This is a genomic window from Flavobacterium sp. PL02 (genome assembly GCF_035013205.1).
Taxonomy (GTDB): Bacteria; Bacteroidota; Bacteroidia; order Flavobacteriales; family Flavobacteriaceae; genus Flavobacterium.
Genome location: NZ_JAYGJP010000003.1, coordinates 332,872 through 357,275, shown reverse-complemented (window position 1 = coordinate 357,275; position 24,404 = coordinate 332,872). Strand labels below are relative to the sequence as shown.

The 24,404-nt window shown below is 32.2% G+C and carries 22 protein-coding genes; 14 read left to right on the top strand and 8 right to left on the bottom strand.

The annotated features are described in order from the left end of the window. Positions 1-6: 6 nt before the first annotated feature. Complete coding sequence (locus SHI72_RS12540) at positions 7-1,884, bottom strand: M1 family metallopeptidase (protein ID WP_323490154.1); 1,878 nt, start codon at positions 1,882-1,884, stop codon at positions 7-9. 61 nt (positions 1,885-1,945) lie between these two features. Further along, positions 1,946-3,577 (bottom strand): S8 family peptidase, encoded by a 1,632-nt coding sequence (locus SHI72_RS12535; RefSeq protein ID WP_323490153.1) that lies wholly within the window; start codon positions 3,575-3,577, stop codon positions 1,946-1,948. A gap of 246 nt (positions 3,578-3,823) precedes the next feature. Here SHI72_RS12535 and SHI72_RS12530 point away from each other — a divergent pair, with 246 nt between their 5' ends. Continuing rightward, positions 3,824-6,220, top strand: coding sequence for a LamG-like jellyroll fold domain-containing protein (locus tag SHI72_RS12530; protein WP_323490152.1), 2,397 nt, complete (start codon positions 3,824-3,826; stop codon positions 6,218-6,220). A 194-nt stretch (positions 6,221-6,414) separates the two neighbouring features. Then, positions 6,415-7,671 carry a T9SS type A sorting domain-containing protein gene (locus SHI72_RS12525; protein WP_323490151.1) on the top strand — a complete coding sequence of 419 codons (1,257 nt, stop codon included), beginning with the start codon at positions 6,415-6,417 and terminating at the stop codon, positions 7,669-7,671. Between the two features lie 74 nt (positions 7,672-7,745). On the opposite strand, the gene SHI72_RS12520 is transcribed toward SHI72_RS12525, so the two are convergent. Beyond that, positions 7,746-8,603, bottom strand: a complete 858-nt coding sequence (locus tag SHI72_RS12520) for an MBL fold metallo-hydrolase (RefSeq protein ID WP_323490150.1) — start codon at positions 8,601-8,603, stop codon at positions 7,746-7,748. Positions 8,604-8,859: 256 nt separating this feature from the next. On the opposite strand from SHI72_RS12520, the gene SHI72_RS12515 reads away from it, so the two are divergent. The 5 genes from SHI72_RS12515 to sufD all read left to right on the top strand — a co-directional run bounded on the left by SHI72_RS12515 (position 8,860) and on the right by sufD (position 13,368). Then, on the top strand, positions 8,860-9,189 hold the full coding sequence (locus tag SHI72_RS12515; protein WP_035618328.1) for a HesB/IscA family protein: 330 nt from the start codon (positions 8,860-8,862) through the stop codon (positions 9,187-9,189). A gap of 96 nt (positions 9,190-9,285) precedes the next feature. Beyond that, complete coding sequence (sufB, locus tag SHI72_RS12510) at positions 9,286-10,734, top strand: Fe-S cluster assembly protein SufB (protein ID WP_039113609.1); 1,449 nt, start codon at positions 9,286-9,288, stop codon at positions 10,732-10,734. Positions 10,735-10,808: 74 nt separating this feature from the next. Then, entirely contained in the window at positions 10,809-11,198 is a 390-nt protein-coding gene (locus SHI72_RS12505) for a four helix bundle protein (protein WP_323490149.1), read from the top strand. Positions 11,199-11,238: 40 nt separating this feature from the next. Beyond that, positions 11,239-11,985 (top strand): Fe-S cluster assembly ATPase SufC, encoded by a 747-nt coding sequence (gene sufC, locus SHI72_RS12500; RefSeq protein WP_035618340.1) that lies wholly within the window; start codon positions 11,239-11,241, stop codon positions 11,983-11,985. Between the two features lie 66 nt (positions 11,986-12,051). Continuing rightward, positions 12,052-13,368 (top strand): Fe-S cluster assembly protein SufD, encoded by a 1,317-nt coding sequence (sufD, locus tag SHI72_RS12495; RefSeq protein WP_039113603.1) that lies wholly within the window; start codon positions 12,052-12,054, stop codon positions 13,366-13,368. A 211-nt stretch (positions 13,369-13,579) separates the two neighbouring features. Here the strand turns inward: sufD and SHI72_RS12490 are convergent, their stop codons facing one another. Next, on the bottom strand, positions 13,580-14,923 hold the full coding sequence (locus SHI72_RS12490) for a serine hydrolase (protein WP_323490148.1): 1,344 nt from the start codon (positions 14,921-14,923) through the stop codon (positions 13,580-13,582). Positions 14,924-15,144: 221 nt separating this feature from the next. On the opposite strand from SHI72_RS12490, the gene SHI72_RS12485 reads away from it, so the two are divergent. The 7 genes from SHI72_RS12485 (at position 15,145) to SHI72_RS12455 (ending at position 19,873) form a co-directional block, all read left to right on the top strand. After that, the gene (locus SHI72_RS12485; RefSeq protein WP_323490147.1) at positions 15,145-16,359 is read left to right on the top strand and encodes a cysteine desulfurase; all 1,215 of its coding nucleotides are present in this window, start codon (positions 15,145-15,147) and stop codon (positions 16,357-16,359) included. An 11-nt stretch (positions 16,360-16,370) separates the two neighbouring features. Then, on the top strand, positions 16,371-16,796 hold the full coding sequence (locus SHI72_RS12480) for a hypothetical protein (RefSeq protein WP_039120127.1): 426 nt from the start codon (positions 16,371-16,373) through the stop codon (positions 16,794-16,796). 1 nt (position 16,797) lies between these two features. Next, positions 16,798-17,223 (top strand): SufE family protein, encoded by a 426-nt coding sequence (locus SHI72_RS12475; protein ID WP_039113598.1) that lies wholly within the window; start codon positions 16,798-16,800, stop codon positions 17,221-17,223. Positions 17,224-17,402: 179 nt separating this feature from the next. Beyond that, positions 17,403-17,813: a GxxExxY protein gene (locus SHI72_RS12470; protein WP_323490146.1), complete on the top strand. Its 411-nt coding sequence runs from the start codon at positions 17,403-17,405 to the stop codon at positions 17,811-17,813. Between the two features lie 139 nt (positions 17,814-17,952). Next, positions 17,953-18,276 carry an SUF system Fe-S cluster assembly protein gene (locus SHI72_RS12465; protein WP_039113842.1) on the top strand — a complete coding sequence of 108 codons (324 nt, stop codon included), beginning with the start codon at positions 17,953-17,955 and terminating at the stop codon, positions 18,274-18,276. 73 nt (positions 18,277-18,349) lie between these two features. After that, positions 18,350-18,859, top strand: coding sequence for a DUF2480 family protein (locus SHI72_RS12460; RefSeq protein ID WP_039120128.1), 510 nt, complete (start codon positions 18,350-18,352; stop codon positions 18,857-18,859). A gap of 81 nt (positions 18,860-18,940) precedes the next feature. After that, positions 18,941-19,873 (top strand): DUF3078 domain-containing protein, encoded by a 933-nt coding sequence (locus tag SHI72_RS12455; protein WP_039113594.1) that lies wholly within the window; start codon positions 18,941-18,943, stop codon positions 19,871-19,873. 40 nt (positions 19,874-19,913) lie between these two features. Here SHI72_RS12455 and hflX read toward each other — a convergent pair whose 3' ends face one another. The 4 genes from hflX to SHI72_RS12435 all read right to left on the bottom strand — a co-directional run bounded on the left by hflX (position 19,914) and on the right by SHI72_RS12435 (position 24,404). Then, complete coding sequence (gene hflX, locus SHI72_RS12450) at positions 19,914-21,149, bottom strand: GTPase HflX (protein ID WP_039113593.1); 1,236 nt, start codon at positions 21,147-21,149, stop codon at positions 19,914-19,916. Positions 21,150-21,257: 108 nt separating this feature from the next. Beyond that, complete coding sequence (locus SHI72_RS12445; RefSeq protein WP_242667488.1) at positions 21,258-22,166, bottom strand: hypothetical protein; 909 nt, start codon at positions 22,164-22,166, stop codon at positions 21,258-21,260. A gap of 195 nt (positions 22,167-22,361) precedes the next feature. Further along, positions 22,362-23,375, bottom strand: coding sequence for a hypothetical protein (locus SHI72_RS12440; protein ID WP_323490145.1), 1,014 nt, complete (start codon positions 23,373-23,375; stop codon positions 22,362-22,364). 3 nt (positions 23,376-23,378) lie between these two features. Beyond that, positions 23,379-24,404, bottom strand: a complete 1,026-nt coding sequence (locus SHI72_RS12435) for a hypothetical protein (protein WP_323490144.1) — start codon at positions 24,402-24,404, stop codon at positions 23,379-23,381.

The following is a 24,404-nucleotide window of genomic DNA, read 5'->3' as shown; positions in this document are numbered from 1 at the left end:
AAAGATTTACTTCACTTCATAAACATTATTAGCAGCTTTAATATCTGCCATTAATCCGCTTGGATCAATAGTGATTTTCTTAATTGTGCTTTTGCTTTTTGAGATTGTCAAATTATAAGTTGGCATTGCCCAAGCCCAGTCATTTGAAACCGTTCTTTTCATAGAAGGATTAGGATTTTCTTTTATGAAATTCATCATTCGTAACGGAATGTAAAAACTCTCTTTAGTTCCATCTGTATATTCTACAGTTAAATCAATAGGCATTGGCATTCTTCCAATTCTTTCTAAAGTTACAACTGTTTTATCTCCACTATCAGCTACGTCTTTAATACCGTAATCAATAGTATTAGTAGTTCCTGTCCAATCGATTAAATACCAATCTAACTCTGCTCCAGAAACACGCTCAGCAGTTCTCTTAATATCGTTTGGTGATGGGTGCTTGAATTTAAAATCACTATAATATTTTTTTAGCGTTTTATCTAGATTGTTTTCTCCTATCAAATATCCTAATTGAGACAAAAAGATACTTCCTTTTACATAAGAAGAAATACTATACGGTCTGTTTTCATCATAACGATCACCATGTGTAGTTTGTGGTTGTTCTTTACCAGATTCTACCAATTTATAATACGCTGCATAATTTCCTTTAAATGGATTTTCTACTTTTTTATCTCCAGCTAATTCATTCAAAGCTAAATCTTCTATGTAAGTTGTAAAACCTTCATCCATCCATGGGTGCTTAGATTCATTTGAAGCCAAAACATGCTGGAACCAAGAGTGTCCTAACTCATGCGTTGCCGTTCCTAAAATCCCCTCAAGAGTTCCGTTTCCTAACATTAGAGTACACATTGCATATTCCATTCCGCCATCTCCACCTTGAATAAATGAATATTGTTTGTACGGATATGGTCCTACTTTATGATCATAAAAATCCATTACTTTCACCATTAATGGCTCTAGTTTCTTCCAGTTTTCTGTAGTTTTTGGATTGTTTTTGTATAAGAAATGTAAATCAACATCATTTGGTCCTTTTACCACATCATGAGTATATTCTTTATCGGCTGCCCAAGTAAAATCATGTACCATTGGTGCTACAAAATGCCAGGTAAGTGTTTTTGTTTTTTTAGGATAAACTACTGTAACACCAGCATCTTCATATCCATGACCAATTTCATTTTTGTTTTGCAAATATCCAGAACCTCCGATTGTGTAGTCTTTGTCGATTGTAATTTTTACGTCAAAATTTCCCCAAACTCCATGAAATTCTCTTGCAATATATGGATCTGCATGCCAACCTTCAAAATCAAATTCGGCCAATTTAGGATACCATTGAGACATTGACAAAGCAACACCTTCTGAGTTATTTCTTCCTGCACGGCGAATTTGTACTGGAACTTGTCCGTCAAAGTCTAATGTAAAAGTAGTTTTTGAGTTTGGTAAAATTGGCTTAGCCAAAGTAACTTCCATAACAGTTCCTGAAACTCTTGTTGTAGCAGCTACACCATCTTGCTTGAAATTGGTAATATTAAGAAAACCTATTTCATTAGGTTTTAAAGTTTTCATGCGGCTTTCTTTAACATCTTTGCCATCAACTTTTACCTTATTTATCATTCTTCCATCAGGATCTTTTATAGTCTGGATTCTTGCATCCATCTCACTTCCTGGCTGAAATGCATTAAAAAACAAATGGTAAAATACTTTTCTCAAAGTATCTGGCGAGTTATTAGTATAAACCAATTCTTGCTTGCCTTTGTACAGATAGTCTTTTACATCCATCGATACATCCATTTTATAATCTACATGTTGTTGCCAATAAGGTGCATTTTGAGCAACTAGTGAGCCAAAACTAAGGCTCAAAAAAGAAAGTAATATAATTTTTCGCATGGGCTATATAATAAAAATGGAAGGGTTGCCACCCTTCCATCGGATTAATATTCTTTACAATTTATTTTTTTGACATTTTTTCTGCCATCAATAACGCATCATAAGCATTTACCATTTTAGCCGTTTTTGACGACTCTGACGATGAAACAGCTACTGGTTTTTCAGCTGGATTTGGATTTTCACCCAAAACTACCATCGACGGAAGCAAAACACCAGAATCCATCAATATATGTTTTACTTGTGAAGCTTTTAATTTTGGATAGTACGAACGAATTAAAGCTGCAACTCCCGCTGCATTTGGAGCAGCCATCGATGTTCCTTGCAAATATTTATATTTGTTATTTGGAACTGTTGCATAGATTTCTTCTCCTGGAGCATAAACATCAACATTTATTTTTCCAAAATTAGAGAAACTAGCAATTACATTTTCTCCGTATACTTTATTAATTGCTCCAATTGTAATTAAATTATCTGCAAACTCTTTTATGTTGTCTTCAGAATCATTTGGATAATTGATGTTTTTCTCAATATCTATATTGTATCCATCATTTCCAGCTGCGTGTACAATTAGCACATCTTTTTTAGCAGCATATTTTATGGCATCATAAACCCATTTTTTATGTGGAGAAAAGCTTTTCCCGAAACTTCCGTTAATTACTTTTGCTCCATTATCTACTGCATAACGTATTGCCAATGCAATGTCTTTATCATACTCATCTCCATCTGGAACAGCTCTTACAGTCATAATTTCGACATTATTAGCAACTCCGTCTCCACCTAAATTGTTATGACGAACCTGGGCTACAATACCTGCTACGTGAGTTCCGTGTAATGCTTTTTCTTTATCTGGCCCTGTAACATTGTTATTACCATAACGAGTATTTTTAATATCCTCTGGATTATCACCTACAATTTTACGACCATCAAATTCTTTATTCAAATTGTAATTTAACTGATCATAAACCTGAGCTCTATATTCTTCAAAATCTGCTTCAGGATTAAAAGTTGGACCTGCATTACCAAAAATTTGGGTCATTATCATTTTAGCTCTAAGTACTTTTGAATCTGTAGAGCTAATTGTACTTAAATCTTCAAGATTGTAGTTTTCTTTATTCAGAGCTGTTTTCACAGTCTTGTGTACTTCTAGTAAAAAATCTACTTGTTCTTTATCTTTTAAAGCTTTCTCGTATTTTTCATTGTATTGTGCCAAGGCGTTTTTATATTCAGCAGAGCCATCGTCACCTTTCTTTACGATACGAGTCATTTCTGTATTCTCGTTTACAGCATCACCAAGAAAGTTCCATCCATGAACATCATCTATAAAACCATTCTTATCATCATCGATTCCGTTACCAGGAATTTCTTTTGTATTCGTCCAGATGTTTCCTTGTAAATCTTCGTGTTCTATATCTACACCCGAATCAACAATTCCTACGATTACCTTTACTCCTTTTTTGTCTTTTAGTAATTCGGCGTACGCTTTATCAACACTCATTCCCGGGATAGTATCTTTTACTAAATCCAGATGACTCCATCTTTTTAAATCATTTTCAGAAAGTGGGGCTTTTTTTACAATAACTAAAGGTGCAGTAATAGTTTCTTTAGAAGTTGAAACTTGTGCCTGTACAGTTGCACTACTAGCTAAAGCAAGTAATACCCAAGCAGATATGTAAATAGGTTTAATACTATTCATTTATGTAAATTTAATAAAAGTTAAAATATGGGCCTAAATTATGATTTTTGTTACAAAAAAAAGACAGATTAACAATCTGTTAGGAATCTGATTTAATCTTTTCTTGACAAAATGAAACGGCTCAAATATAAACATTCTTTAAGAAATGAAAATACTGAATCTAATTACAATCTGATAAATAAAATTTTAACACGAAATCATTTGTAATTTGTATCATTGCATATTCTAATTCAAATAGTTAAAATTATGATTAAAAAACTACTCTTTATTGTTTTCTTGGCATTTTCCTCAACTTATGCTCAAACTTCTACTGTCCCAACATACGTACCGAAGGACGGATTACTTGCTTATTTCCCTTTTAATGGTAATGCAAATGATGCAAGCGGAAGTGGAAGCAACGGAAATCCTACAGATGTTACTCTAACTACCGATCGTTTTGGAGTTGCCAATACAGCCTACTCTTTTAATGGCATCAGCAGTAATATTAATGCTCTAATAACTAATATTCCTCAAAACAATTCTCCAAGAACAATTTCGGGATGGTTCAAGACAAATGATGCCTTTACAGCCCCAGACAAATATGAAATTTGTATTTTTAACTATGGTATTTTAGCAAAAACACAAAGACTTTCTCTTTCTGTTTACTCAAAGGGATACCTCAATGTAGTAAATGGCCCTGTTTTTTCTGACGGCTCTTTTTATGTAAACAACTTTGATTATTCAAACAATGACTGGTATTTCTACACACTTACATACGATGGAACTAAAGCTTCATTATTTATCAATGGCGAATTTGTATCTGAAAACCTTATAAGCTTAAACACTACAGGCAATACTTTTAAGATAGGACAAAGAATTCCTGGAGATACTACCGATGAAAGCTTCAAAGGTAAAATAGATGATATTGGAATTTGGAATCGTGTTTTAACTCCAACAGAAATCAACGCTTTATATGAGTCTGGTGACACAAGCAGTTTTTACACATTAATCCCCGACGCAAACTTTGAGAAAAAGTTAATTGCGTTAGGACTTGATTCTGGTCCTATTAATGGAAAAGTCATGACCGCAAATATTTCATCTATAACTTCCTTAGACGTATCTGCCAGCCAGATATCCGATTTAACTGGAATTGAAAGCTTTGCCGCTTTACAAGTCCTTAATTGCAGAGCTAATTACTTAACAAATTTAAACATATCCAAAAATAATGCTCTGACATATTTAAACTGTAGCAGTAATCGATTAACAAATTTGGATATTTCTAATAACACAAATTTAAAAACTTTAAGCTGTGATAACAATCAATTAACCAGTTTAGATGCCTCTAGCAACATTGCTTTAACAACTTTATATTGTAGCTCCAATAACACACTAACAAATTTGAATGTTTCTAAAAATACTGCTTTAACATATTTAAAATGTAATGCTAATAAGTTGACATCTTTGAATGTTTCCAATAATACTGCTTTAACAAATTTAAATTGTAGTGACAATAAAATAACTAATCTGGATGTTGAAAAGAACGTCTCTCTAAATATTTTATATGTAGCGGTCAATCAATTAACAAATTTAAATCTTTCTAAGAATGTTAACTTAACAGAATTATATTGCGGCGTAAACCAATTAACTAATTTAGATCTTTCAAAAAATATTGCTTTAACAAATTTCGACTGTAGTGAAAACCTATTATTAGCAAGTCTTAATTTAAAAAACGGAAAAAATATGCTTTTAAAAAGTTCAAATTTGGGATTCATTTATAATCCACAATTAACCTGTATTCAAGTAGATGATGTAGCATATTCTGATGCAAATTGGTCAAGCAAAAAAGATGCTAAAGCAACTTTTAGTACCGATTGTTCTCCAAAATACATACTACTACCTGACAATAAATTTGAACAAAAATTAATTGATTTAGGAATTGATACAGATGGCTTAAACGGAAAAATTTCCAATTCAAATATAAGCACGATCACCTCTCTGAATCTTTCAAATAGTAATATTTCAGATTTAGCAGGTATTGAAAATTTCACATCGTTAACGGATTTAGATTGTAGTAATAATCAATTAACGACTCTAAACCTGAATCAAAATCTACTTTTAGAAACACTTAATGCGTCCTCTAACCAAATTACTACATTGGATTTATCAAAAAACACCAATCTTAAAATCATATATATTGCAAACAATCCGCTAGTATCATTAAACATACGAAATGGAAATAATACAAAACTTATCGTACCATCAAAAGCTGGAAAAAAAACTGCTATTAGCACAAGCTTTCTAGGTCTTAATAAGCTTGGTTGTATTCAGGTAGATGATGAGGAATACTCAAACGCTAATTGGTCAAATATAAAAGAACCAACCACGATTTATTCAAACACTTGTAAAACTTTGGGCGTTGAAGAATCCATATTCGATAAAGTTGTAATTTATCCAAACCCAACAAAAGGAGAATTACACATTAATAACATTTTGCTTAACAAAGCAACTGTTTATGATTCATTAGGTAAATTGATAAAAACAACGACTTTCAGCACTGGTAATAATGACAACGTAATTCATTTGGCTGGTTTACCAAAAGGCATTTATTATGTGTATCTAGAAAGCGAAGGTTCAAATACTGCTAAAAAAGTTATCGTAGAGTAACCAACTTTAGTTAAAAACTAAAAAATCCCATTCTCGATATATATCGAGAATGGGATTTCTGTTTTTAAGGCCATTTTTAAAACTCTAAAATTGATATTCTTGAATCAAAAAACTCAGCTGTTTTAGTACAAAAAAACTTAACAGAAAATCATTTGTAATTTGTATTATTGCAACATTAACTTTTAAACCATTTTATGAAAACAAAACTACTTTTTACGCTTTTATTAGCTAATTTTTCTATTTATGCCCAACAATACACCCAAATTCCTGATATTAATTTTGAAAACAAATTAATCGACTTGGATATAGATTCAGGAGTGCCAGATGGGAAAGTATTAACTTCAAGTATTTCTGGAATTACTAATTTAAATCTATACGACTCTTCTATTTCAGACTTAACTGGCATTGAGGATTTCACCTCTTTAACCAAATTATATGGTCGAAAAAACCTATTGACAACAATTAATTTATCTAAAAACATCAATCTAATTGATTTAAATGTTGCCGAAAATGAATTAACAGATTTAGATATTAAAGCAAATACTTTACTTACTAGATTAGATTGCCAAAGAAACATGCTAACAGATTTAAACGTTTCCCAAAACATTAAATTGACATATTTAAATGTTATGTTTAACCAATTAAGTTCACTCGACTTAACAAACAATTTAGTTTTAGACAACCTAGTAAGTTATTCAAATAAATTAACCTCCTTAAACATCAATAACAATACTTTATTAACAGAACTAGACTGTGGAAACAACCTATTAACTAGCCTAAATGTATCAAACAATACACTTTTAACTATTTTGGTTTGTAATACCAACCAAATAACAAGTTTAAATGTTTCTAATAACAAACTTCTTGTATGGTTAATGTGTCATTTTAATAACCTTACAGCCATTGACGCTTCAAACAACCCCGAATTAGAGATGCTCGATTGTTTAGACAACCAGATTACAAGTATTGACATCTCTAAAAATCCTAAAATAACCGAATTGGCTTGCGAGAATAACCAATTAACTTATTTGAATTTAAAAAACGGAAACAATATTAATCTAGACCTAACATATTCTAACTTTGTCAACAATCCAAACCTAACTTGTATTCAAGTAGATGATGTTGCATATTCAAACTTAAAATGGCCCACAAAAAAAGATGCTACAGCAACCTATTCGACAAGCTGTTCTTCTACATTAGGCCTCGAAGAATCAATATTCGATAAAGTTGTAATTTATCCAAACCCAACAAAAGGAGAATTACACATTAATAACATTTTGCTTAACAAAGCAACTGTTTATGATTCATTAGGTAAATTGATAAAAACAACGACTTTCAGCACTGGTAATAATGACAACGTAATTCATTTGGCTGGTTTACCAAAAGGTACTTATTATGTATATCTAGAAAGCGAAGGCGCAAATACTGCTAAAAAAGTTATCGTAGAATAATCTCAATTAGTTAACTAAAAAAATCCCGTTTTCGATATAATGAAAATGGGATTTTTTATGTTTTAAGTTTTCTTTTAAAGAATCTCTTCACAAGTAAAAACATCTTTAAGGCGAACACCTTTTTCAGTATATTCTACAGTTATAATTTGATTGTGTGCATCATGTTCCAAAAACAAATAGTAATTATTATCTGCGGCAGCGTTTAGGAATTTTGCTTTTTCAGGTAGCGTTAACAAAGGTCGAGTATCATATCCCATAACATACGGCAACGGAATATGTCCGGCTGTAGCCAATAAATCAGCACAAAAAACAATCGTTTTATCTTGATACTGAATATGCGGGATCATTTGTTTTTCGGTATGACCATCGGCAAAGAAAATACCAAAGCCAAGTTCAGATGCTGGAAGAAAATCTGCTTCCGGTCTTTTTACAAAATTTAATTGACCGCTTTCTTGCATTGGCAAAATATTCTCAGATAAGAAAGAAGCTTTCTCACGAGCATTAGGTTTCGTTGCCCATTCCCAATGATTTTCGTTACTCCAGAATTTTGCATTTTTAAACGCTGGTTCATACCCTGTTTTATCAGCATTCCATTGTACACTTCCTCCACAATGATCAAAATGCAAATGCGTCATAAAAACATCAGTAATATCATCTCGATGAAACCCATATTGAGCCAATGATTTATCTATAGAGTGTGAGCCCCAAAGCGAATAATACCCAAAAAACTTTTCAGTTTGTTTATCACCCATTCCAGTATCTATCAGAATAAGTCGATTACCATCTTCAATAAGCAAACATCTTGCGGCGATATCTATTAAATTGTTAGCATCAGCTGGGTTAGTTTTATTCCAAATAGTTTTAGGCACAACACCAAACATTGCACCTCCATCTAATTTAAAATTTCCAGTTTCTATAGGATATAACTTCATTATATTTTTTATTATAAAATTAAACATCAAAAAAGCAAAATCACGATATATTCAAAAAAACTATCAAATAGCGTCTTAAATTATCAAAACCTCAAACTTTTTAAATAATCCTGCAATTTAACAAAATCCTTTTGCATTAAATGAAATCAAATAGACTTTATCTATTTTAACATTAATTATAAAAATGTTAAGCGTTATGGAAAAAGGTTTTTATATAGTATCTTTGCCCATAATTTAGACAATAATCTATATAACAATGATAAAGGTTTCAGATACTGCCAAAAAGAAAATTATCGACTTGATGCAAGACGATGGTTTTGATGCCGCACATGACTACGTGAGAGTAGGCGTGAAAAGTGGTGGTTGCTCCGGTTTATCATATGATCTAAAATTTGATAAAACCAAAGGAGACGACGATAAAATATTCGTAGACAATGATATAACTATTGCTGTCGAGAAAAAATCATTTCTGTATTTAGCTGGAACAATATTAGAGTTCTCAGGTGGATTAAACGGAAAAGGATTTGTATTTAATAATCCAAACGCAAGCAGAACTTGTGGTTGTGGAGAATCTTTTTCTCTATAAATAATTAAATGATTGCAAAATTTAAAGATTTAAAAATTGCGTAAGTGATTTTGATATTTAAATCCTTCAATTTTTAAATCTTTCAATAAAAAAACAATGAGCAAATACACAGAAGACGATTTAAAAATCGAACTCGAAACTAAAGAATACGAATACGGATTTTATACAAATATAGAATCGGATACGTTTCCTATTGGGCTAAACGAAGACATAGTTCGTGCCATTTCTCTAAAAAAAGAAGAACCTCAATGGATGACCGATTGGCGTATTGAAGCTTTTCGTGCATGGGAAGAAATGATTGAACCAGAATGGGCTAATGTACATTATCAAAAACCCGATTTCCAGGCTATTTCATATTATTCTGCTCCTAAACAAGTAGATCCAAATAAAACATTAGACGATGTTGATCCGGAACTTTTAGAAATGTACAAAAAGTTAGGAATCTCTGTCGATGAACAAAAAATGATGAACAATGTCGCTATGGATATTGTTGTCGATTCTGTTTCTGTTGCAACTACTTTCAAAAAAACATTGGGAGAAAAAGGTATTATTTTTTGCCCAATTTCAGAAGCAATTAAAGAGCATCCAGAATTAGTTCGTAAATATTTAGGAACAGTTGTACCACAAAAAGACAATTTTTATGCTGCATTAAATTCTGCAGTATTCTCAGATGGTTCATTCTGTTATATTCCAAAAGGCGTTCGTTGCCCAATGGAACTTTCAACTTATTTTCGAATCAATCAAGCAGGAACAGGACAATTCGAAAGAACATTGGTTATTGCTGACGAAGGAAGCTATGTATCATACCTGGAAGGTTGTACAGCACCAAGCCGTGACGAAAATCAATTACACGCTGCTGTAGTAGAATTAATCGCTCTTGATGATGCTGAAATTAAATACTCGACTGTTCAAAACTGGTATCCAGGAAATAAAGAAGGAAAAGGTGGGGTTTTTAATTTTGTAACCAAAAGAGGTTTATGCGAAACTAACGCAAAAATTTCATGGACTCAGGTTGAAACTGGTTCTGCCGTTACTTGGAAATATCCTTCTTGTGTTTTAAAAGGCGACAATTCGGTAGGTGAATTTTATTCGATTGCCGTTACCAATAATCACCAACAAGCGGATACTGGAACAAAAATGATTCATTTAGGAAAAAATACTAAATCGACTATCATTTCAAAAGGTATTTCGGCTGGAAAATCACAAAACAGCTACCGCGGATTAGTGCAAATAAGTGCTCGAGCAGATAATGCTAGAAACTTTTCTCAATGTGACTCCCTTTTAATGGGTAACAATTGCGGTGCACACACTTTTCCTTATATCGAAAGTAAAAATCCTTCTGCAAAAATAGAACACGAAGCTACAACAAGTAAAATTGGTGAAGACCAAGTATTTTACTGTAACCAACGTGGAATTCCAACTGAAAAAGCAATTGCATTAATCGTAAATGGTTTTAGTAAAGACGTTTTAAATAAACTTCCAATGGAATTTGCTGTAGAGGCACAAAAATTATTAGAAATTTCTTTGGAAGGTTCTGTAGGATAGAAATTGTTTAAAGTTTAAAGTTTAAAGTTTTAAAACTGCTTTAAACTTCGAATATAACTTTAAACAAAATATAAATGGCAACAATAACAAGATTTGAAGATTTAGACATTTGGCAAGAAGCTCGAAGATTAGCCAAAGAAATTCAGATTATTGCTACTGAAACCGAATTGAAAAATGATTTTAGATTTAGAGATCAAATAAAAGCATCATCAGGTTCAATAATGGATAACATTGCTGAAGGATTTGAAAGAAACGGTAATTTAGAATTTAGACAATTTTTATCGATTGCAAAAGGTTCTGCCGGAGAAACGAGATCTCAATTATACCGAGCTTTTGATTATAATTATATTAACGTAGATAAATTTGAAATCCTGAAAAAAGATTTTGAAAATCTAATTGGAAGAATAAACAATTTTATATCATATTTAAACAAGAAAGATTTTAAAGGAACAAAGTTTCAGTAAACACGGGAACTTTAAACTTTAAACCTTAAACAAAGAAAACATGTTATCAATAAAAAACCTTCACGCCTCAATTGGCGATAAAGAAATTCTTAAAGGAATAAACATAGAAGTTAAAGCTGGCGAAGTACATGCCATCATGGGACCAAACGGTTCTGGAAAAAGTACCCTTTCGGCAGTAATTGCCGGAAACGAAAACTACGAAGTAACACAAGGTGAGGTTTTTCTTGACGGAGAAGATTTAGCCGATTTAGCACCAGAAGAAAGAGCACACAAAGGTGTTTTCCTTTCTTTTCAATATCCTGTAGAAATCCCAGGAGTTAGTGTAACTAACTTTATGAGAACTGCAATCAATGAGACTCGCAAAGCAAACGGACAAGAGGAAATGCCAGCTAACGAAATGTTGAAAGTAATTCGCGAGAAATCTGAATTATTAGAAATTGACCGTAAGTTTTTATCACGTTCTCTTAACGAAGGTTTTTCTGGTGGAGAGAAAAAACGTAATGAAATTTTTCAAATGGCAATGTTGGAGCCAAAACTAGCAATCCTTGACGAAACAGATTCAGGTTTAGATATCGATGCGTTAAGAATCGTTGCTAATGGTGTTAACAAACTAAAAAGCGACAAAAATGCAATTATTGTTATCACACACTACCAACGTCTACTAGACTATATCGTTCCTGATTTCGTTCACGTACTTTACAACGGAAAAATTGTAAAATCTGGAGGAAAAGAATTGGCTTACGAGCTTGAAGAAAAAGGATACGACTGGATTAAAGCAGAAAATTAGTTTGCAGTTACAGTTTACAGTTTGCAAAACTCATAACTTATAACTCATAACTTACAACTAACAAAAATGGATTTAAAAGAAAAATTAGTATCGTCTTTTATGGCTTTTGAAGAAAGTGTTGATGTCAATTCAGATCTTCACGAAATCAGAACACAAGCGATAAAAAACTTCGAAAATAAAGGTTTCCCAACTAAAAAAGAAGAAGCTTGGAAATATACATCGTTAAATGCCATCCTAAAAAATGACTTTACAGTATTTCCGAAACAAGAAAATGCAATCGAATTTAATCATGTAAAGAAATACTTCTTACATGAAATAGACACTTATAAAGTAGTTTTTATTGATGGTGTTTTTAGCTCGCATTTATCTTCTACCACACATGATGGAATTGATGTTTGTTTGATGTCTTCGGCATTAACCAAACCTAAATATAAAATGGTTATTGATAAGTACTTTAATCAAATCGCTAATAAAGAAGACAGTTTAACTTCTTTAAACACTGCATTTGCAATTGAAGGAGCTTATATCAATATCCCTAAAAAGAAAGTAGCTGCTAAACCTATTGAAATCATGTATTTCTCAACAGGGAATGAAGCTGCACTTATGGTTCAACCAAGAAACTTGGTAATTGTGGGTGAAAATTCACATGTACAAATTATTGAACGCCACCAAAGTTTAAATGAGAATCCTGTTTTAACCAATGCTGTTACAGAGATTTTTACTGAAAAACGTGCCATTATTGATTATTACAAGATTCAAAATGATAATAGCGAAGCCAATTTGATTGACAATACTTATGTTTCACAACAACAAGAAAGTCATGCATCGGTTCACACATTTTCTTTTGGCGGAAACTTAACCCGAAACAATCTGAATTTCTATCACTTTGGAGAAAGGTTAACAAGTACGTTAAACGGAATAACAATTATTGGCGAGAAACAACACGTCGATCATTATACTTTAGTAAAACACTCTACTCCAAATTGCGAAAGTTTCCAGGATTACAAAGGAATCTTTACAGACCGTTCAATAGGTGTTTTCAACGGAAAAGTATTGGTTGAAAAAGAAGCGCAAAAAACAAATGCGTTCCAAAAAAGCAACAATATCTTATTGAGTGATAAAGCAACTATAAATGCAAAACCACAATTAGAGATTTTTGCCGATGATGTAAAATGCTCTCATGGTTGTACAGTTGGACAACTAGACGAAACAGCTATGTTCTACATGCAATCTCGTGGAATCCCTCAAAAAGAAGCCAAAGCATTGTTAATGTATGCATTCTCGAATGCCGTTATCGAAAGCATCAAAATACCAGAATTAAAAAAACGAATCACTACGATTATAGCTAGCAAACTAGGTGTAAAAATGGGATTTGATTTATAATAGAATTTAACTGCAAGCTCTGCAAATGATTTAACCGCAAAGTTCGCAAAGGTTTACACAAAGACCGCAAAGTTTATATGCTTTGCGGTCTTTTTTTTGTGAAATTTAACCGCAAAGTTCACAAAGGTTTACGCAAAGGGCGCTAAGTTTAGTAATTAAACTCTGCGCCCTTTGCGATTTCTTTTACTTTGCGAACTTTGCGGTTAATTTTTTATTTAATGGAAGAAACTACCTCCTTCAAAAATACATTAAAATCAAATTCAAGATCATCTGTCAAGCCCATTCTTACTATTACTAAATCCAAAGATGGAATAATAAATACTTTCTGACCTTGAAAACCGCTACAATAAAACATATCTCGTGGCGCATCTTTATACTTTCCACCGGCATTTAACCAAAATTGAGCTCCGTAATCACCATTTGATGTATTGGTCGGTGTAGATACATATTTCACCCAACTTTCGTCAAGAATTTGCTCTCCATTCCAGTTTCCTTTATGCAAATATAACAAACCTAATTTCGACCAATCTCTTGTTGTAGCCCAAGCATATGACGAACCTACATAATTCCCAACCATATCCGTTTCGATAACTGCAGAGTTCATTCCGATTTTATCTATTAAAGCCGAATACCAAAAATCCAGATATTCCTGATGTGTCTTAAATTGTTTTCTCAAAATAGCCGATAGCAAATTGCTAGTTCCCGAAGAATAATTCCAGTGTGTATTAGGCTTAAACAAAGCTGGTTTTTCTAACTGCACTTTTGCCATATCTTCAGATTCAAAAAGCATAATAGTAGCATCACAAATTGTATTGTAATTCTCTACCCATTCTAAGCCCGAGTTCATATGAAGCAAATCGTTGGTTGTAATAACTTTACGCCCATCATTTTGCCATTCGGCTATTGGAGCTGGTTTATAAATATCAAACTTTTTTTGCTTTTGCAGAACTCCAAACATAGTTCCAGTAATACTTTTAGTCATAGACCAACCAAGTAATTTACTGTTTTTGGTAAAACCTGACTCGTATTTTTCAGTAATCAATTTATCTTTATACAAAACCAAAACCGATCGTGTTCTTTTCGTTTTTCCTCCTGAAGCATCAAAAGCGTTTGCGACAGCTTTATTTAATTTTGCATAATCTATATTAGAAAACAAGGTATCTTTCGGTTCATTATTCCCATAAGGGAATGGTAAATTATTCACCAACTTCGTCCTTTTAGGAACTTCATATGGTTTAGATTCATCAAAATTATCATTAATTAATGTAGCACCGATACCTTCACGGTAAATAGCTTTTCGCTCTTTTAATCCGTAAACATTTGATGTAGCAAATTTCCCTTCTTCATTAATTTTACTTGTAGCCAAGTCGAGTAAAGGAATATCATTATCTCCTTTTTCTATAGATTCCAGCGAACGATTATCGATAAAATGACATGATGCAATACTTTTTGAAGTAAAGCCAGAAATCAAATCGAGTTTGGGATAAGTAGTAAATCTGAAATAAATAACAATGATAACCAGAAGAAGAACAAGTAGTTTTAAGATTTTTTTCATAATTGTACAGGTTAATTTACACTGCAATATAATTATAATTTCTTCACAAATTAACTTTGAATCCATTCAAAATCAAATACAAACCTCTAAAAAATATCAAATTAGCAAGACAACATTGTATTTAATGTGATTATCTAAAACCAGAAAAGGAAATTTAGCAATTGCTACTTAAAACAATTTTGTTTTAGTACTTTTGTATGTAGAATTTTTCTAAATAAGATATGCTAGATATTCATAAAATAAGAGCTGAGTTTCCGATACTTTCACAAAAAGTAAACGGGAAACCTTTGGTATACTTTGATAACGGAGCAACATCACAAAAACCACAAGTTGTGATTGATGCAATTTCAAAATATTACCAAGAAATTAATGCAAACATACACCGTGGAGTACATACTTTGAGCCAGTTAGCAACCGATGCTTACGAAATTTCAAGAGTAAAAATCCAACATCATATTAATGCCAAACTTTTGCACGAAGTACTATTTACTTCGGGAACAACTCACGGAATTAATTTAGTCGCAAATGGTTTTGCTTCTATATTAAAACCTGGAGATGAAGTACTGGTTTCGGCGTTAGAGCATCACAGTAATATTGTGCCTTGGCAAATGTTGTGTGAGAAAACTGGTGCTATTCTTAAAGTGATTCCGATGACTCAGTCTGGAGAACTTAACATCACTGCATACGAATCTTTATTATCAGATAAAACCAAGATTGTAACTGTAAATCATATTTCGAATGCATTGGGAACAATCAATCCGATAAAACATATGATTGAGAAAGCTCATGCAGTTGGCGCAGCAGTTCTAATAGATGGTGCACAAGCCGTTCCACATTTAAAACCTGATGTTCAGGATTTAGATTGTGACTTTTATGCTTTTTCAGGACATAAAATGTGTGGACCAACCGGAACTGGAATTTTATACGGAAAAGAAAGTTGGCTAAATAAATTACCTCCTTATCAAGGTGGTGGTGAAATGATTAAAGAAGTTACTTTCGAAAAAACTACTTATGCTGATCTTCCTCATAAATTTGAAGCCGGAACACCAAATATTGCTGGCGGAATTGTTTTAGGAACTGCGGTAGATTACATGAATAGCGTAGGTTTTGAGAATATTCAACAACAAGAAAATAAATTATTAGCTCATGCTACAAAACAGTTACTTGAAATTGAAGGTTTAAGAATTTATGGTACTGGTAAAGAAAAAGCTTCGGTTATCTCATTTAATATCGACGGAATTCACCCATATGATATTGGTTCGATAATTGATAAATTAGGAATTGCAGTACGAACAGGACATCATTGTACTCAACCGATTATGAATTACTTTGAAATTCCGGGAACTGTTAGAGCATCTTTCTCTTTTTATAATACAAAAGAAGAAATTGATTTAATGGTCGAAGCAGTGAAAAAAGCTAAAACAATGCTATCTTAACAACACGACATATGAAAATACTATCTTTTTTACTTCTGACAATTTTTATAGGAAACAGCTGTACTAGCCAAAAGAATACAGATATGAGTACAACACAGATAGAATATTCGGCTATGTCGCGAGGTTATTATCTGAAGGTTGTGGTAAAAGACCAAATGGTTACTATCACAAAAAGCAGAGGTGAAGAATCTGCTACCAACAAAATCAATGGAATGCAATGGGCAAAAATTACTTCTGAATTTAAAAAAATAAATTTAGAGGCAATTCCAAATTTAAAAGCACCTACCGAAAAACGTTTTCATGATGGAGCTGCCATTGCAAATTTAAAAATAACACAAAACGGAAAGACCTATGAAACTAAAGGATTTGACGATGGTTTTCCGCCAACAGAAATAGAAAAATTAGTAACTTTATTAGTTGCTTTTACGCAAGAATAACATGACAATAAAAGAAATACAAGACGAAATAGTCGACGAGTTCTCCATGTTCGACGATTGGATGCAACGTTATGAATACATTATCGAACTAGGCAAAAATCTTCCGTTAATAAAAGAAGAATATAAAACAGACGAAAATCTAATTAAAGGCTGCCAATCGAAAGTTTGGTTACAAGGCGAACAGAATGATGATAAAATTGTTTTTACTGCTGATAGTGACGCTATTTTAACCAAAGGAATCATTGCAATCTTAATTAGAGCTTTCTCAAATCAGAAAGCAGAAGATATCTTAAAAGCAGATGTTGATTTTATTGATGCAATTGGACTAAAAGAGCATTTATCTGCAACACGTGCAAACGGTTTGGTTTCGATGATTAAAAACATCAAAATGTACGCTTTGGCATTCGACTCGAAAAACAAAAATTAAATATCTTATACTATATAAGCTCATTTAAGTCTTAGTCTTACTTTTGGCATAGAGGTCAAGAAATAAAAACTTTCTAAACCATATAAGTTATATAAGTTCATTTAAGTTTTACTTATATGCTTAGATAAATAAAAAAACAGGTTTAATCTTACTTTAATATTTCTTATTATTGCTAAAAAATGCTAACGAAGAAATATTTAACAGATTTAATCTATCAAGTTAACGGAGCGGCGATAGAAGTTCATAAAAATATAGGTCCGGGATTATTAGAAAGTATATATCATAAATGCATGATTAAAGAATTATCATTGAGAAATATAAATTTTAAATCTGAACTAACAATTCCAATTGAATACAAAGGTTTAAAATTAGAATCAGATTTAAGATGTGATTTATTCATTGAAAACTGTTTAATTTTAGAATTGAAAGCAACAGATAAAACTTTACCCGTTCATGTTGCCAAATTGATGACTTATATGAAACTTTTAAAAGCTCCAATCGGATTGATGATAAACTTTAATGTGACTAATATTTATCACGAGGGACAAAAAACATATGTTAATGAATTATACAGATACCTTAACGACTAATAAAATTTGTAATCATTTAAGCAATACTTATATTTTCTTAAATAACTTACATGGTCAAAAAAATAAAACACATAGACTATATAAGTTTTAATTCAATACCCTTGATTGACTTAAATAGTAAAAAACAAAAACAGAAAAAATGGAACACGAAATAGACACTAACGAATTAGGAGAATCAATCGTAAAAATCTTAAAAACAATATACGACCCTGAGATTCCTGTAGATATATATGAGTTAGGATTAATTTATGATGTAATGGTAAATACTGATTACGAAGTAAAAATCTTAATGACACTTACATCTCCAAACTGTCCAGTAGCCGAAAGTTTACCAAGAGAAGTTGAAGAGAAAGTAAAATCTATCGACAATGTAAAAGATGCTGAAGTAGAGATTACTTTTGATCCGCCTTGGAGCAAAGAGTTAATGAGCGAAGAAGCTAAATTAGAATTAGGAATGCTTTAAAAAGTAAACGGTTTTCAGTCTCAGTTTACAGTATTTAACTGTGACTGAAGACTGAAACTGAAAACTAAAAGAAATGGAAGAAATAATCAATAAAGTTGCCAATAGTGCTTTGGAAGTTTTTGACCTAGAGGATTATTATCCAAAAGGATTACGTGCGCAAATTGATATTTCGCAATGGCTTCTGGAAGGTTTTCTATTAAAAGAAAAAGACTTTCGCGAACACCTTAAAAACCACAATTGGTCACAATACCAAGATGCTTATGTAGCAATTAATTGCAGCACAGATGCGATAGTTCCTGCTTGGGCTTCAATTTTGGTTGCTGTGCAATTAGCTCCATTTGCTAAAAAAATTGTTGATGGCACATTAGAAGATCTTGATGCTAGTTTGTACGAAGAAATCTTGCGCGAGCTGGATTATACTGCATATAAAAGCAAACCTGTTATTATAAAAGGATGTTCTAAAAAACCTGTCCCTACACGTGCTTACATCTTGGCGGCACACTATTTACAACCTTTTGCCAGAAGTATCATGTATGGCGAAGCGTGCTCTGCCGTGCCTTTATATAAAGAAAATAAGAAATAAATTACAAATAAAATTGAGTAAGTTTTAACAACTTCAAGGTTTTTAGTATATTTGTTTAAATCAACTTTTAAACAGGATCATATGAAAAATCTTCTTCAACTCCTTTTTATCTTCCTAACAAGCTTAACGTTTGTTGAGGCACAGAACACTGAAAAAGAATTAGTAAAAAACACAGAAAAAGCGGTAAAATTCATATCCGATACAACAGGAAATGGATGGAAAAGCACAGGGAATATCTCATTCCTTTTTAACCAATCTAATTTTAATAACTGGATTGCTGGTGGTGAAAATAATGTATCAGGAAACTTAGGGCTTAATTACAACATCAACTACAAGAAAGATGACATCAGTTGGGACAATAAAATCCTGGCTTCTTATGGTATATTACAAACCGAGAATTCTGATTTTGAGAAAAAAACAGATGACCGTTTAGAGATTAATTCTATTTACGGAAAAAGGGCATTCGGAAATTGGTATTACTCCTTTTTTGGTAATTTCAGAACTCAGTTTACCAAAGGATATGTTTACGGACAAGATGCAAATGGTGCTGAAATAAGAACTGAGAACACTAATTTCATGTCTCCGGGTTATCTTACTTTTGGTCCAGGTATTTTCTGGAAGAAAGATGACAATCTAAAATTAAACTTCGCTCCTGTAACCTCAAAAATGACTTTTGTAGACAAGTTATATACTTCTGAAGTTGGATATGTAGATGAATCTTATTTTGGCGTTAAAGCGAACAAAACGATGCGTTACGAGTTAGGTTTCTATGCTTCGGCGTATTATAAACTTAATATTATGACAAATGTTTCTGCCGAAAACATTTTAAACTTATATTCTAATTACTTAGAGGACCCTCAGAATGTAGACATCGATTATTCATTAAACATTGTAATGAAAATTAATAAATTCCTGTCGACCAATTTATCCTTTCAAGCGATTTATGACGACAATGCTTTTCAAGGATTTCAAACCAGAGAAGTATTTGGTTTAGGAATCAACTACTTATTTTAAAACATAAAAAAAGCGCTTACAAATTGTAAGCGCTTTTTTTTTAATCTTCATCTTCTTCTTTCTCGATTGCATCCTTATAATCCGGATACAAAAACTTATTGTATGGAAATCGGGTAATATGAATTTGTCTAACAGCTTCATAAACTCGCTCTCTAAACTCTTCGAAGTTTTCTTTATTGGTAGCCGAAATAAACAAAGCATTTTGCTCTCCTAAACGGTGCATCCAAGTAGTTTTCCACTCTTCAAGCGTATAATGTCTTGGTGTTTTTTCGGTAATTAAATCATCTTCATCGATTGTTAAATGTTTGTAAGCATCTATCTTATTAAAAACCATAATAACTGGCTTGTCATTAGCTTTAATATCCAACAAGGTTTGATTTACCGATTCTATATGATCTTCAAAATCAGCATGAGAAATATCTACAATATGCAATAACAAATCGGCTTCGCGAACCTCATCTAGTGTACTCTTAAAAGAATCTACTAATTGAGTTGGTAATTTACGAATAAACCCTACCGTGTCCGAAAGTAAAAAAGGTAAGTTTTTGATAACTACTTTACGAACTGTTGTGTCCAAAGTAGCAAACAATTTGTTTTCTACAAAAACATCACTTTTACCAACTGCGTTCATCAATGTCGATTTTCCAACATTGGTATATCCTACCAAAGCCACACGAACCATTGCACCGCGATTACTACGTTGCACACCCATTTGCTTATCGATAGTTTTTATTTTCTCTTTCAATAATGCAATTCGGTCGCGAACGATACGTCTGTCTGTCTCGATTTCCGTTTCTCCAGGTCCACGCATTCCGATACCACCTTTTTGGCGTTCCAAGTGTGTCCACATACCCGAAAGTCTAGGCAATAAATACTGGCATTGTGCAAGTTCTACTTGTGTTCTCGCATAAGATGTTTCGGCTCTTTGAGCAAAAATATCCAGGATAAGATGCGTTCTATCAAGGATTTTACAATCTATAATTTTGGATATATTCTTTTGTTGCGATGGTGATAATTCATCATCAAATACTAGAGTCGAAATACCATGTTCTTTTACAAAAAGATTGATTTCGTCTATTTTACCTGTTCCAACAAAAGTTTTAGGATTTGGACGTTCCATTTTTTGCGTAAAGCGTTTTATAACTTCTCCGCCTGCAGTAAAAGTCAAAAACTCTAACTCGTCCAGATATTCATTTAACTTTTCTTCACTTTGATTTTGAGTTACAATCCCAACAATGGCTGTTTTTTCAAAATTTAGTACTTCTTTTTCTAACATAACTTTAAATAAGCTACAAATTTAGTGATTTGCAAGGTACTAAAGCCAATTGAAGTCTTTTTTTATAATACAAAACCAAAGACTTCAATTGCTATTCAGTAATTATTCTTACTCGTAAATGTAAGTTTTATCAATTTTAACAATACCATTTTGCTCTAAAAATGAAGATGATATTGGATAATTCGAAGCATTATACTTATATTTTCCGGTAACTCCAGTGTAATTTGTAGATGATGGAATAAATGCTAATTCATTATTATATGAAATAGATTCAAAGTCAAACTCTTCTTCATGAAAAGAGATTAATGGTACAATTACTTTATAGTTTGGACCAAATAAATTCTGCACGATTAATAAATCAACCGATTTTTTGTCATCGAAAGTAAAATTATTAAACATTTTTTCTCCAAGTACTCCTTTGTGTCTTATCACATTATCATTAGAATACACATATTCGATCTTATTAAAAATTTGCTGATTTCTGTCTCTGGAAGAACGTCTGATGATAAGTCCATTTTCTACCACATATTCAATATCCTCAATTACAGTATGAATATTGCTTTTTTTGGTAATAGCTTTTATTCTGGCACCTTCGTAAGTCATCGTTACTGTCTTGGTTACCGTCTCACCGTTTTCATCATATTTTTTTAAGAATTTGGTGATTCTGTCTTCTTTGTCATAACTATAATTTACAACCTCTTTCCAGTTGCTACCTATTCTTTCTTTTACAGTCATGTCTAGCAATCCTTTTGGATTATAAAAAAAACTTTGCACAACGTCGGATGTCTTAATTGACAAAAGTTTACCATCCTTAAACAGCACCGTTTTGTTTTCAATTTCACCACTTTTTAAATCGCGGTAATTAGTCTTTACGACATTAATTTGTTTTAACTTAACTTGATTTTCTTGATCTTGACTGTGGATCAAACATGGAAAAGCCATCATAAAAATGGCAATGAAGTAGTTTTTCATCATGGTATTTATATCGATTTGGGATGACCAAAATACAAAAATCATCGAAAAAATACTGTTTTTACTTCTAAAAAACTAAGTCATATAACAAATCCTTAAAACAGGTTTTTATTTATCAATTGAATACCAGTGATTTATATTACTTTCTAAATAATACTCAAAATATAAATCCTTACTTATCTCCTACAATTACAACATCGTCTACCATAAAAGATCGAAAACCAAAAACTTTCTCATCTCTTAATTTATCATGTACAAACCATCTTCTAACTTTTTACCTTCTGGAAGATAAAGATAAATACCAGGCATTAAAGTTGATTCATCACTGTCTATAGTCAACGCACTATATCCTCGACTTCCTAATTTTAAAGAATTAGATAATAAAAATATAATTCGCTTATCTCCAAAAAACACTATTTTATAATTTTCAACAGGTAATACTTTTATGTTACTCTCGTTAAGATCACTTAAGTATTCTTTCCACAACTCGTCGATATCAGATAATTTTCTATATAGTGCAATCGCGGTTCTTTTTTCCTTTCCGAAATTTAATTTTGCCTGTAAATCAGCATCTTTTGTTTCGTATATTTTACCATATTCTTTATAAAACTCTACTGCTTTTTGTTCAAGTAATTTTTGATCTAATTTCGTTAAATCTTGCCCTTTACTCCAGCCCTCGTTTACATACGGTACTTGGGCATTAAACGTAAACGTAAACTCATAATACGGTTTTCCAGAAGCTATAAAACGTCCTTTCGCATCGGTTAAGCTCGTATGTTTCATCACCACTTCCTCATCCTCTAGTGTTTTCTCACTACCATTATCCATTTTTATAATAGAAATCGATATTGCTGTATTATCAGTTAACGTGGTTACAGTACCTCCCTCGCCATATTCTTCTTTTATTAAATTCCCTACTGGATACAAGCGGTACGTAAATGTTTGTTCCCCACTTTTCAATATTACGTGATTTATTTCTAATGGAGTTGCATAATTCGAAAGCTCATAATCTCTATGTACTGGATAATCATTCACTAATACCTCGACCACACAATTACTCTTATTGATGCGCATATAATACATGGGTTCTTTTACATAACGTTTCACGCTCTCTACTAATTTTTGTTCAAAATTGTTGGCGTTTATCTCTGGGTATTGTATGTTCATGATTTTGGCGTTTATTGGTTGTTTCTTTTCTTGTCCGCAGGCAAAAACAACTGTTAAAATCCCAAATAAAACTAGAAGCTTTCTCATCTCTTAATTTATCATGTACAAACCATCTTCTAGCTTTTTACCTTCTGGAAGATAAAGGTAAATCCCTGGCATTAAAGTAGATTCATCACCGTCTTTATCAATATATTCTATTCTTAATGCCCCTCCTCCTCTATAAGTATAGCTTAAAGAGTTTAACAGTAAGAATACTACTTTATCATCTCCAAAAGAGACCATCCTGAAATTTTCAATAGGTAGTACTTTTATATTTTTCTCATCAAAATCTGCTAAATATTCTTTCCACAAACCATTGATGTCATATAATTTTTTATAACTCGCAATACTATTTCTTTTTTCTAATCCATAACTTACTTTTGCTAATAAATCAGCATCTTTCATTTCATAGATTTTGCCATATTCTTTGTAAAACTCTACTGCTTTTGCTTCTAGTAACTTCTGATCTAATTTTGATAAATCCTGCCCTTTGCTCCAGCCCTCGTTTACATAAGGCACTTGCGCATTAAACGTAAACGTAAACTCATAATACGGTTTTCCAGAAGCTATAAAACGTCCTTTGGCATCGCTTAAGCTTATATGTTTTATTATTACTTCTTCGTCCTCAAGTGTTTTCTCACTGTTGTTATCCATTTTTATAATAGATATAGCAATAGCAGTATTATCGGTTAACGTGGTTACCGTACCTCCTTCCCCATATTCTTCTTTTATTAAATTGCCTACTGGATACAAGCGATAGGTAAGTGTTTGTTCCCCACTTTTTAGTATTGCTCGGTTTATGGCTAAAGGAGTAGCATAATTAGACAATTCGTAATCTTTATGTACTGGGTAATCATTTACCAAAACTTCGACCACACAATTACTCTTATTGATGCGCATATAGTACAGTGGTTCTTTTTCGTAATGTTTTACACTTGCTGCTAATTTTTGCTCAAAATTGTTGGCGTTTATTTCTGGGTATTGTATGTTCATGATTTTGGCATTTATTTGTTTTTTTTCTTGTCCGCAGGCAAAAACAACTGTCAAAATTCCAAATAAAACTAGAAGCTTTCTCAT